Genomic DNA, 12,385 nt, shown 5'->3' on the forward strand with positions numbered 1-12,385 from the left:
AAATCTACGCCTCTATAATACTCACATCCCTGCTGGTGTCTCAATAAATGAATAGAGTATGAATGGCCTACTCACCAAGGGTTCAAGTGCTGCGTGTTGTAATTCCACCATCAAACAACCATATATAAGGACACAAAAGATGAAAAAGACGATAATTGCACTTACTGCCGCTCTAACCCTGTCACCAGCTCTTGCCCTGGCCAACTCTACTCAGACAGGCATCCAATACAACGGTCCGGTAGAAGTCAGTTCTGTGAAACAACTGCTGGCCGATGCCAATATGTTCACAGAAAAAGATGTCGTGGTAGAAGGCCATTTGCTGCGTCAGGTTCGTAAAGACACCTTCATTTTTTCTGATGGTGATGGCGAAGTCCAAATCGAATTCGATGATGACATTCATTTCAACACACCGCTCAATGCAGAGACTAAAGTGCGTTTATACGGCGAGTTTGAAGGTGGTCAAACACCGGAAATTGAAGTCGAGCAGGTTCAACTGCTGTAAAGTCGTTCGAATACAGCTCCAGATTGGTAAACTGGTCTGCTTTTTGCAGACCTTTTTATTAACGCCAAAAATCAATCACATCCATCTGGAGTTGTAATGAACAAACAACGTTTCGCTGTCTGCCTGGCAGCGCTGGCAAGCTCTCTGCCTCTTTCCGCACAAGCCAACAATTTTGACTACAACTTTTTCGAAGTGCGCATGGGAATGAGTCCGGAAACCGCTGGTGTAGAAGCCAGTACTTTGATCACTGAAAACCTTCACCTGGTTGGCCGGATTGATTCAAAGTTGGATCACGACTGGGACGCTGCGGCGGGTATAGGGTTTAACGGTCCGATCAACCAATTTGCCGATGTATACGGACAACTGTTGGTACACAATATCCAGGAGTCAGAAGAAGACGGTGATGACAACAATACACAAGCAGAAATTAACATTGGTGTACGTCTGTGGCTAAGCGATCAACTAGAGGCAACCGGCCGCATCGGTAAAAATGATGAACGCTCTGTGTTTCATGCCGGGGTGCGTTTCCACTCCACCAATCAATTGTCTTTATCAGCCGAAGCTCGCAACAATGGTGTGTATGGCCCGCAGGCTGTCATGTCGGTTCGCTTCCAATACTAAGTCTGTGACAAAGGAAAAGGTAGCCGACGCTACCTTTTTTGTTGCCTTACCACAATTTTTCTCGGTATCAATTCTATTCCGGGGTTGTAGCGCTTGGCCGTCGCATTTAATGCCAGCTCAAGGGCACTGTCGGCGATTAACTCAAACTGTTGTGGTAGAGAGTTAATTTTTATCGGCAGGAAATCCAGTAAACGGTTGTCACCGAAAGTGGCCAACTGTATCCGGTGCATTAACTCGGGGTGCTCAAACAACACATCCAAAACGCCTTCGAGCAGCGTGTATGACGTTGTAATAAGAGCCTGAGGGATAGTATTATCGCTTACCCACTCTTCAAACACTTTTTTACCATCTTCACGGTTGAAGTGTTGACCATAGCCGACCTGAAAGCGTTGTCCTGCTTTTTTGACCGCGGCTTCAAATCCCAATTGACGCTCACGGGAGATATTAAGTTCTGGCAATGCGCCAATTAATCCAAAATTAGTGACGCCGTCACATACTAAAGATTGTGTTAATTCAAATGCTGCGCCGAAATCTTCACTGATAACACACGAAAAATATTCGTCGTCTAAAGGACGGTCAATCGCAATCACCGGTGTACCCGATTTTTGTAACGCGAGGTAAAACTCGCTCGCGTCTGGCATCGCACTGGCAACAAACAACGCATCAATACGACGACTCACTAACGCATCTGCGACTTTCTTTTCCGTTTCTGGATTGTCATCAGAGCAACCAATCAGAATCTGGTAATCTGCGCTACGCGAATTTTGCTCAAGCAGTTTTGCCAGACGTGCATAACTGGTGTTCTCCAGATCCGGAATGATCAGACCAAAGGATCGACTGTTCCCTGCCCGCAATGAGGTTGCGGCGTGATCCGGACGATAATTGTGAGCCTCAACCACCGCCATAACTTTTTGCTGAGTCTTTTCACTAATCCGATATTTCTGGGCCTTACCATTGATGACATAACTGGCCGTCGTTTTCGACACACCGGCTAATCTGGCTATTTCATCAAGTGTCATATCAGTGCCTTTAATTTGTGGTGTTGATCAAATATCACCACATTCGATCTTAGGATTATTTGCATTATAAGCTGAAACGTTTCAGCATAAAAGCTGAAAGGATTCAGCAAAATCAAATTTGTGAAATAGATTGAGGAAATCAATCAATAATCAGCAAATGCACCTACACTCATATTTTGATGCGTGTGTTTTGCTGAATTTTTTTGAAAGAGTGCTGAAACGATTCAGCTGGCCGTTCAGTAAGGTTCAGCTGCGCACTCGAGGGATAGAACACATCAGCGCTCTGTTGCTGATAAGCAGAATATAAGAGGCAATTATGCTCCAGTTAACTATTCAGGATATCACGCTTAATCAATCGCATTCCTCAAAGCAGGATGCGATCCGCGCGATTGCACAGCAACTCTCAGATAAGGGGTTGGTGGCCGACGGGTACGTTGAAGGTATGCTCAACCGCGAAGCGCAAAATTCAACCTTTCTTGGAAATGGAATCGCGATCCCACATGGCACAACAGACACTCGCGATATGGTTAATCATACTGGCGTTGCCATCCAACACTTTCCTCACGGCGTTGACTGGGGCGACGGTAATACGGCATACATCGCGATTGGTATCGCTGCAAAATCTGATGAACATCTGGGCATCCTGAAACAACTGACGAAAGTGCTTTCCGCAGACGGTGTTGAAGAACGCTTAAAAAATGCCGGCAGTGCCAATGACATTATTGCACTGCTGAACGGTGAAGTTCAGCTTGAAGCTGATTTTGACGCATCCTTGATCCAACTCTCCTTCCCTGCCAGTGATATGGTGCAAATGACGGCGGTAGCGGGAGGCCTGTTAAAAAATACTGGATGTGCAGACAATGAATTTGTCGCTGAACTCGTGACCAAGTCCCCCACTCATCTTGGACAAGGACTGTGGTTAACCAGTTCAAACAAAGCGGTCAAACGTACCGGTATGTCACTGGTTACCACAGCAAATCATTGTGAATATGAAGGTGCACCTGTGAAAGGCTTAATCGCTTTTGCTGCATGCAACGCTGCACACCAGAAACAACTCGACATTCTCGGCCAACTGGTCTTTGAAGGTCGACAAGATTCGATTCTGAGCGCATCCGCCGATCAACTGCTTACTCTATTTAGCGGAGAAGAGGAAGCAGCATCAAATGACACGCAAGAAGCCTCTTTCGGTAACACGGCGATCTTCAAAATTCGCAACTCGCATGGTCTACACGCCCGTCCGGGAGCGATGCTCGTCGCCGAAGCGAAAAAATTCGAATCAACCATCAAGGTGGCCAATTTGGATGGTGATGCCAAACCGGTGAATGCCAAGAGCCTGATGAAAGTGATCGCCATGGGCGTGAAACACGGACATCAGTTACAGTTCACCGCCGAGGGACCAGACGCTCAGCAGGCGCTGACCGCCATTGGCACAGCGATAGAATCAGGTTTGGGTGAAGGTTGAGGTGCTGAGTATGGTCAATAAAGTCGTCACGATAACGTTAAATCCGGCCTTAGATTTAACCGGAAGCCTCGACACGCTGAATCCCGGCTCGGTAAGCCTGGTCAGTCATAGCGATCTGCATGCGGCAGGCAAAGGTGTGAATGTCGCTAAAGTCTTATCTGACCTGGGCGCACAAGTTACCGTCACCGGTTTTCTCGGCCGGGATAACCAAGAAATGTTCTGCCAATTGTTTGCTCAAATGGGCGCAAATGATCGCTTTGTGCGGGTTGAAGGCTCGACTCGTATCAACGTCAAATTAGTTGAACACAACGGTTCGGTCAGCGACATCAACTTTCCCGGCGTGACGGTCACCGAATCCGCGATGGCTGAATTTGAACGCACCCTGCTTGCGCTTTGCGAAGATCATGAGTTCTTTGTGCTCGCCGGCAGTTTGCCTAAAGGAGTGAGCCCCGAGCAGTGCGCCCGTTGGATAAAACTCTTACACAGCAAAGGCAAAAAAGTTTTATTCGACTCAAGCCGTGCTGCCTTAAGTGCGGGCTTGGACGCTCACCCATGGCTGATTAAACCAAATGATGAAGAGCTGTCAGACTTTGTTGGCCGAACACTGACTTCTGCAGAGGAGTGTCAGTCGGCGGCAATGACACTCTCCGAGAAAGGCATCGACAATATCGTGGTCTCCATGGGAGCTGATGGCGTCATGTGGCTCAATCAAAATGAGTGGTTACGCGCACAGCCTCCTCGCATGCAAGTCGTTAGCACTGTGGGTGCCGGAGATACCTTAGTTGCCGGGCTTTGCTGGGGCCATATGCAGAACCTGCCGAAAACCGAATTACTGTCGTTCGCAACGGCTTTATCTGCCCTCGCCGTTAGCCAGATAGGTGTTGGTGTGGACGACATCCAAGAAGTTCAATCCCTACAAAAACAAGTAAAAGTACAACCGCTTTCTCCAGTAGAAAGCTAAAGGACAAAGGTCGATATTATGAATATAGCGATTATCACAGCCTGCCCTAGCGGCGTGGCCAACAGCATTATTGCTGCCGGTCTGCTGGACAAAGCAGCGAAAGCGCTGGAGTGGAATGCTTCGATCGAATGCCAGTCGTCGGTACTCGATTCTCAGCCAATAAACTCAGAAAAAATCAACGATGCAGACGTGATTGTGATTGCAGCGAATACGCCAGTCGATGACACGCGTTTTGTCGGCAAGAAAGTCTACCGTGCTGACATCAGTGCATGCACTCATGACCCAAAAACGTTTCTACAAACAGCAGCGGCCAAAGCGGAATTACTCACGACTGCAACCACCACTATTTCGCCAGCTCAGGTTGATTCATCAGCCAGCAAAAAAATCGTGGCGATCACTGCTTGCCCAACAGGCGTGGCTCACACATTTATGGCGGCGGAAGCACTGGAGGAAGAAGCCACTCGTCGAGGGTATCAAATCAAAGTAGAAACCCGAGGTTCTGTTGGCGCGAAAAATCAGTTAACCGAAGAAGACATCGCTCAGGCTGATCTGGTCATCATTGCCGCTGACATTGAAGTGCCACTTGATCGTTTCTCTGGTAAATCTATGTATAAAACCAGTACCGGTTTGGCACTGAAGAAAACCGAACAAGAACTCGACAAGGCCTTCAATGAAGCCACAGTTTATCACCACAGTGCTGGCACGAGCACAGGCAGTGGTGTTACTGAAGAGAAAAAAGGCGTGTATAAACACCTGATGACAGGGGTTTCACATATGCTGCCTGTCGTGGTTGCGGGTGGTCTGATCATTGCCCTTTCGTTTGTGTTTGGTATTGAAGCCTTCAAAGAAGAAGGGACACTGGCGGCGGCGCTAATGAGCATTGGCGGTGGTTCAGCGTTTGCTCTGATGATCCCGGTACTTGCAGGGTATATTGCGTTTTCTATCGCCGACCGTCCGGGTCTGGCACCTGGCCTTATTGGCGGAATGTTAGCTAGCTCGACCGGCGCAGGCTTTTTGGGCGGTATTGCCGCAGGCTTCATCGCGGGTTATTCAGCTAAATTTATCGCAGATAATGTCAAGCTACCTCAATCGATGGAAGCCCTTAAGCCTATTCTGATCATTCCGTTCATTGCGAGCTTGTTCACCGGCCTTGTCATGATTTACGTGGTGGGTGGTCCAGTGTCTGGCATCATGGCTGCAATGACAGAGTTCCTAAACAACATGGGCTCAGCGAATGCCGTGCTGTTGGGTGTTATTCTGGGCGCAATGATGTGCTTTGATCTGGGCGGTCCAGTTAACAAAGCTGCATACACATTTGGGGTCGGCTTGCTGGCCTCTCAGACTTATGCACCAATGGCGGCGATTATGGCGGCAGGTATGGTTCCGGCACTGGGCATGGGACTGGCGACCTTCCTGGCCAAAGATAAATTTGAAGCGGGCGAACGTGAGGCAGGTAAAGCGTCCTTTGTTCTGGGGCTGTGCTTTATCTCCGAAGGTGCGATTCCATTTGCAGCAAAAGACCCTATGCGAGTCATTCCAGCCTGTATGGCAGGTGGCGCACTGACTGGTGCTCTATCTATGTTGTTTGGCGCGAAACTAATGGCGCCTCACGGTGGTCTGTTTGTGCTGTTAATCCCAAATGCGATAACACCGGTACTGATGTATTTGGTTGCGATCGCTGCCGGTACACTGGTTACTGGCTTTGGCTATGCATTTATGAAAAATCGTAGTGGCAGCAAAGCCAACAAACCTGCCGAAGCGTAAATTTGCCTACCCCCGACTATTCAGGCATTCAGCACCTCCTTTCTGGAGGTGCTTTTTTATCTAACTCTTTTGTAGGCAACTACACTGTGGGAGTAAACCGTTATCACACAGCAGATATTTTCCGCCAGGTCGTGCCGCGCCAATAGAGTGCAATTGCCACATGACCGTTCACGCATTTGGTGCAATGAGGTAAAGCACGTCAAGTATATTCATGATATTTAAAGCGTACTTGGATTGGCTTAAATCTTGTAGCGGGTACCAAAAAGGAAAATACATTGCACTGTTTCAGGGAGAACCAAGATGCAAGATACTCTTACCGTTGTACTCGCCGGAGGAATGGGATCACGACTCAGCCCTCTCACGGATGACCGCGCCAAACCTGCCGTCCCCTTCGGAGGGAAATACCGCATCATTGATTTTACGTTAACCAACTGCCTTCATTCCGGCCTACGACGTATTCTTGTCCTAACTCAATATAAGTCGCACTCACTACAAAAGCACTTGCGTGACGGCTGGTCTATTTTTAACCCAGAGCTGGGCGAATTTATTACTGTAGTGCCCCCACAGATGCGTAAAGGTGGCAAATGGTACGAAGGAACGGCTGACGCGATCTACCATAACCTGTGGTTGCTCAGTCGCAGCGACGCTGAGTACGTAGTTGTGTTATCTGGAGACCATATCTATCGCATGGACTATGCCGCCATGCTACAAGAACACAAAGAAACGGGTGCCGAGTTGACCGTTGCGTGCATGGACGTTTCGGTAGATGAAGCCAGTGCGTTTGGCGTTATGGCGGTTGATGACTCGCATCGTGTCACCTCATTCGTCGAAAAGCCAGACAATCCCCCTTCAATGCCAAATAACCCCACCCGTAGTCTGGTATCAATGGGTATCTATATTTTTAATATGAGTACATTGCAGGCAGCACTGAAAGAAGACGCCCATCTAGAGGATTCGAGTCACGACTTTGGCAAGGATATCATTCCAAAACTGATCGGTCAGCAAGGCGTCTACGCTTACCAGTTCGGCCGGGATAAGGGACGAGTCGCGGCAGATAAATACTGGCGCGACGTGGGAACCATTGACTCCTTCTATGAAGCTAATATGGACTTGCTCGAGCCCGTTCCTCCGATGAATCTCTACCAACCCAACTGGGCAATACGAACTTATGAACCTCAGCTACCACCTGCCCGAACGGTCTCCTCAGGTTCGGGGAATGAAGGAATATTCATTAACTCCATGATTTCTAACGGGGTCGTTAATTCTGGAGGTTCTGTTCAGCACTCGATCATTTCATCGAGTGTTAAGATCAATGATGGCGCTACAGTCGTGGATAGTATTTTATTTGACGATGTCGAAGTCGGCGCAGGTTGCCAGTTGGTCAACTGCATTATAGACAAGCACGTGAAGATCCCGCCCGAGACTCAGATAGGTTTAAACCGGCTGGAAGATGCGCAGCGGTTCCATATCTCAGAAAAAGGAATTGTTGTGGTTCCGGAGAGCTATCAATTCTCTTGAAAAAGAGTGGTAGAGCGAATCTTGCGTATCAATAAAAGAGCCACCGTTTGGTGGCTCTTTTTTACTTCGGATTAAGGACAAGTCACTTCGTCCCAGAACCAGTTTGACTGGGTTGGTGTATCCCATGTTCCAGGATTGTTTTTCGCGACAAAACATTTGCTGTTGTACGTCACGGTATCGCCGTTGCTAACTTGAGTGACACCCGGCTCCCACTGAATTACCGTACCACTTCCGGTGTCACCGCCACCGTTATCTCCGCCATTGTTGCCACTGGAAAGATCGGCCAGTGGTAAGTCAGGTTGTTCAAACTTGAAGGCGTAATCCACACCGTTGATCTTCACGCTGTAGTTCGCAGGGCCAGAGATTGGCAGGTAGTACACCATATCCAGTTCATACGTTCCTCCAGCCGGTAGTTCCTTCCATGATGGCAGTGAGAACGCAACACGGTGCATCGTACCATCTAAGCCACCAATATTGTTACCACGGCTATGGCCTGACGCAATCACCTGTAAGCCGCCTCCCGACTGATCTTTTGCGTTGTCCGGTGTCGATACAGGAATATCAAACTGGAACTCTGTGCCACCCGGGATGGATTGTCCGGTGTTGTTCGTGAAAGTGATCTTCGGATTAATTGGGTAATTTTGATCGCCCACTTTGAACCCGCCAACAGACACTGCAATATCCACTGCTTCTGTAGCAATAGCACCCGTGGCAACTTTATTTCCATAAGGTGTCGCCGATTTGAACTTATCGTAGATAGCCTTGGTCATGGTGTTACCCATGTGATACTCACCATTGCCGGTTGCACAAGCCTGCTCTGTTTCATCAACACTGGTGCGATTTCCATTGGCATCCAGAACATAGCAGTTGTAGTCACCCGCCAGCTCCCAGAACATGATACCGCCAATTTCCTGGTCAATAACGTAGTCAGCTTTAACGTTGACCGACGCTTCATCTTCGGTCGAAAGGAAAACCTTCTTATCGTTGTTCCACAGCCATGGTGCCACCGCTACGCTGTCGTAATGACGGGTGTACTGACCAACCAATTGATCGGTTGGATCATTAACCGGATCAAGCTTATACGCTTCTGCGTAAGAACCCCAAATGCCTTTCTCAAGGTTTTTGGCATGCCACATAGGGTTAGAGCCAGCCCCCATTTCGTTGCCTTTAGGATCGGTGTCGTGCCACATATTGTCGATGCCGACAGCACCGTAACCACAGTTGTTTTTCTCGCCCTCCCCAGTACCTGCCGGACATTCAGACTGATTTGGTAGCGCTGCACGGCCCCACAGGCCATCAGTGCCGCCCGTTACACCTTGCCATCCGCGAGTATAATAAGGAACGCCGATATTGATACGGCCCGCAGGCATAGAGCCACGGAAATAGTGGTAAGCCCAATCGGTATTCAGGTAACCAATACCACCGTACTGCGCTGTGGTGTAAACACTCCACTGAGCCAGCTCTGAATCTTCACCAGTATCATACAACGCCGCATTATGTCCCACGTGATCGTTCCATGCACCATGCAGGTCATAAGACATGATGTTGACGTAGTCGAGGTATTTGGTCACATCAAACGTTTCCATACCACGCAGCAGGTAACCCGAAGACGGCGCCGCGATAGTCAGCATATAATGGTGACCATCTTGAGCCGACGCTGCATCCAGCTTGGCGCGAAGAACTTTCATTAACTCTTGATAAGACGCCCACAAATATTGGCGACGTGGTTCCATGAAGTCTTTGTCATAAGGGTTGCCCGCCCCCGCCATGGACGTTGGGTATTCGTAGTCGATATCCAAGCCGTCAAACTTATATTTACGCATCATTTCGACAGCAGACGTCGCAAATTTCTCTATACCGGCATGGTTGATAGAACCATCTGCATTGGTTGTCATGGTGTAGAAACCACCATCTGCGATACGCTCACCATTGGTGTCAAAGTGACCGCCAGTTTCTGCCCAGCCGCCGATCGAAATCAGGGTTTTCACATCATAGCGCTCTTTGTAAGTTGCCAGAGCGCCAAAGTGACCTTTGAAACCAAGGGCTGGGTCAATATCAACGCCATTCCACTCTTTGCCTACAGCGGCATTGTTCGGGTCATTAACATCACCGATATTCACTTTTCCGTCTGAACCGATGCTGACGAAGGCATAGTTAATGTGCGTCAGTTGTTCCCATGGAATGTCTTTCACTAAATAGGCAGCTTGAGGATCATCACCGCTACGCCAACTGGTAAAGTAACCAATGACACGTCGAGGATGATCGGCGCCCATTTTCTCACGGCCTTCCTCATCATAAATCGTACAGTAAGGAACGTTCACACCTTCGGTCTGATACAGACCATCCGGGCGACAATTTGCAACACTCGGTGCGCCATTCACGGTAAGCGTCACCAGAGACGAATCTGTACTGGCGCCAAGGTTATCCGTCGCTTTCGCGTAAACAGCCAAAGCACCGCTTTGCGTCGTCGTATAGTCCAGTGAGTACGGTGCACTGGCAACTGTACCGACCAATGTTCCGGCTACATAGAAATCAACCTTGTCAACACTGCCATCGGTATCAGCAGCATCAGCCGTCAAGGTGACCACCTCTCCCAATTCAACTTGTGTCGCAGATACTGCAACGCTCACCGTTGGCGATTCATTACCAGGCTGCGAAGACGATACTGTCAGCGTCACCGAACTTTCTGGGCTAACGGCGTCTTTATCATCATATGCCATCACAGCGAAAGTATGACGGCCTGCGGTTGCTGTCCAGGACGCTGAATATGGCGCACTGCTGACTTGCTGCACCACCACGCCATCAACCATAAAGTCGACGCGCGCAACTGTACCATCAGTGTCTTGAGCACTTGCAGAAAGAGTGACAACGTCACCCTCGGTAATTTGATCTGAGGCTAACGGACTGAGTAGCGAGGCGCTTGGCGACTCATTCGGGTCGATTGGCCCGGTATCGCAGGTATCAATGACTTTCCAGTGTGCGTAATCACCGTTTGAGGTTTCTGGATCATTTGCCTGAGTCCAGTAGTTTGCCTGGTAGACGGTACCGTTTTGTTGTACTTGTTCGCCGCCGTTGTAGATTGTTCCTGCATCCCATTCTGGAACGCCAGTACAATCAACGGCTGCGTAGCTGCCGAATGCCATCAAGCAGGATGCTGTCAAAGTGCTGAGCGTAAACACGCTTTTGCCTACTTTTCCGTTACGATGCATAATTGCCTTTCCCTTAAGTAGTTGTTTCACATAAAAATAAATATTCTCAGTTCTGTAAGAACACTTAAAATCTCAAGTAAAACAACTCTAGGAGAGTTAACGAAAATTACACGCAAAATATGTGATATTTATATAATCACTCGCAATATATTGTTGTGGCAATGTAACGCCACCCTACTTAATTTGCATCGATAACTTATTTTCTTTTATTTTGAGCATCTAAAAAAAGCCCGCATTTCATGATGAAAATGCGGGCTATTGGAGCGAGATTGACTAGATCTCTATAGGGGTTAAGAGAATTATGCATCAAACCAAATTGTTAAAAAACAGTAAACAACCAACAGGTTAGTTTCCTCTTTTATAAAAGTTGCGAGTCAGTTCGCTCTCACTCCACTTGGTGTCTCGTTGAAATGACGTTTGTACTCACGACTGAACTGCGACGAGCTGGTATAACCCACCAAACGTGCCGCATCATTCACACGACGTCCTTCAAAATGAATCAGTTCTCTGGCCTTATTGAGTCGCACCTTTTTGATGTATTGCAATGGTGATTCAAGCGTCACAGAGCGAAAAGCAGTGTGAAACGCGGAAATACTCATGCTTGCTTCTTCCGCTAACGCCTGAACCGTCAGTGTGGACGAATAATCTTTGTGAACTTTATTGAGCGCTTTGGCAACCCGTGCATAGGCCCCCTCATGCTGCGCCAGATCAAACAGCACGTACCCCTCTTCGCTGGTCAATGCGCGAAACACCATTTCCTCCAACAGTATTTCTCCCAACATTTCGGCCTCCAGATCATCACACAGTGCTTCCACCAGACGCTTGCAGGAACTCAGCATCCTGTCATTCATATGAACGGATCGTAAACCAGGCCCCTGTTTATGTCCCGTGCGCGGAGAGTGGCGATAACCAATAGCCTCAAGTTTGTTCACCATACGATGTAGCAGTTTAGGATCAATATCGATATTGAGTCCCAACAGCGGTTTACCATCCACAGCATGCGCTTCACACTCGAGCGGCATCGGAACCCCCACCACCAGATAGTCCTCTGGCCCGTAACACACGGGCACATTGCCGATATGTATATTCTTACATCCCTGGCCCAAAATAATGATGCCAGACTGATAAACAAATGGTGTGCGCTTATTGCCCGTGCTACTGCGATAAACCGTTACGCCGCGAATCGCCGTCGGTGCAATTCCTTCCAGCTCATCAAGATGATGTTTGTCTATGTACACTTGCAGCAGTTGACCAAGACTTTTCATAAGCCCCCTCCCTATCGAACTGTACAATAGATTATCGAATTTGTAGAAATAGGCAATATAAATG

General features: G+C 48.4%; 9 protein-coding genes. 6 read left to right on the forward strand and 3 right to left on the reverse strand.

What is annotated here, in order from left to right:
• Nucleotides 1-139: 139 nt before the first annotated feature.
• Entirely contained in the window at nt 140-502 is a 363-nt protein-coding gene (locus CAG64_RS17310) for a YgiW/YdeI family stress tolerance OB fold protein (RefSeq protein ID WP_021705260.1), read from the forward strand.
• A 96-nt stretch (nt 503-598) separates the two neighbouring features.
• Nucleotides 599-1,123: a hypothetical protein gene (locus tag CAG64_RS17315; protein ID WP_021705259.1), complete on the forward strand. Its 525-nt coding sequence runs from the start codon at nt 599-601 to the stop codon at nt 1,121-1,123.
• A gap of 29 nt (nt 1,124-1,152) precedes the next feature.
• On the opposite strand, the gene cra is transcribed toward CAG64_RS17315, so the two are convergent.
• Entirely contained in the window at nt 1,153-2,142 is a 990-nt protein-coding gene (gene cra, locus CAG64_RS17320; RefSeq protein ID WP_021705258.1) for a catabolite repressor/activator, read from the reverse strand.
• A gap of 316 nt (nt 2,143-2,458) precedes the next feature.
• Between cra and fruB the strand changes: the two genes are divergently transcribed.
• The 4 genes from fruB (at nt 2,459) to glgC (ending at nt 7,847) form a co-directional block, all read left to right on the forward strand.
• Nucleotides 2,459-3,604, forward strand: a complete 1,146-nt coding sequence (fruB, locus tag CAG64_RS17325; RefSeq protein ID WP_021705257.1) for a fused PTS fructose transporter subunit IIA/HPr protein — start codon at nt 2,459-2,461, stop codon at nt 3,602-3,604.
• 10 nt (nt 3,605-3,614) lie between these two features.
• Complete coding sequence (gene pfkB, locus CAG64_RS17330) at nt 3,615-4,565, forward strand: 1-phosphofructokinase (RefSeq protein WP_040902581.1); 951 nt, start codon at nt 3,615-3,617, stop codon at nt 4,563-4,565.
• Nucleotides 4,566-4,583: 18 nt separating this feature from the next.
• The gene (fruA, locus tag CAG64_RS17335) at nt 4,584-6,329 is read left to right on the forward strand and encodes a PTS fructose transporter subunit IIBC (RefSeq protein WP_161448965.1); all 1,746 of its coding nucleotides are present in this window, start codon (nt 4,584-4,586) and stop codon (nt 6,327-6,329) included.
• Nucleotides 6,330-6,629: 300 nt separating this feature from the next.
• The gene (glgC, locus tag CAG64_RS17340; RefSeq protein ID WP_161448967.1) at nt 6,630-7,847 is read left to right on the forward strand and encodes a glucose-1-phosphate adenylyltransferase; all 1,218 of its coding nucleotides are present in this window, start codon (nt 6,630-6,632) and stop codon (nt 7,845-7,847) included.
• Nucleotides 7,848-7,918: 71 nt separating this feature from the next.
• Here the strand turns inward: glgC and CAG64_RS17345 are convergent, their stop codons facing one another.
• The gene (locus CAG64_RS17345; RefSeq protein WP_161448969.1) at nt 7,919-11,056 is read right to left on the reverse strand and encodes a chitinase C-terminal domain-containing protein; all 3,138 of its coding nucleotides are present in this window, start codon (nt 11,054-11,056) and stop codon (nt 7,919-7,921) included.
• A 374-nt stretch (nt 11,057-11,430) separates the two neighbouring features.
• Nucleotides 11,431-12,321, reverse strand: coding sequence for an AraC family transcriptional regulator (locus CAG64_RS17350; protein WP_021705252.1), 891 nt, complete (start codon nt 12,319-12,321; stop codon nt 11,431-11,433).
• Nucleotides 12,322-12,385 lie beyond the last annotated feature (64 nt).

Origin of the sequence: Vibrio sp. V38_P2S17PM301, assembly GCF_009904845.1 — a bacterium.
In the GTDB taxonomy this organism is placed as follows: Bacteria; Pseudomonadota; Gammaproteobacteria; order Enterobacterales; family Vibrionaceae; genus Vibrio; species Vibrio proteolyticus.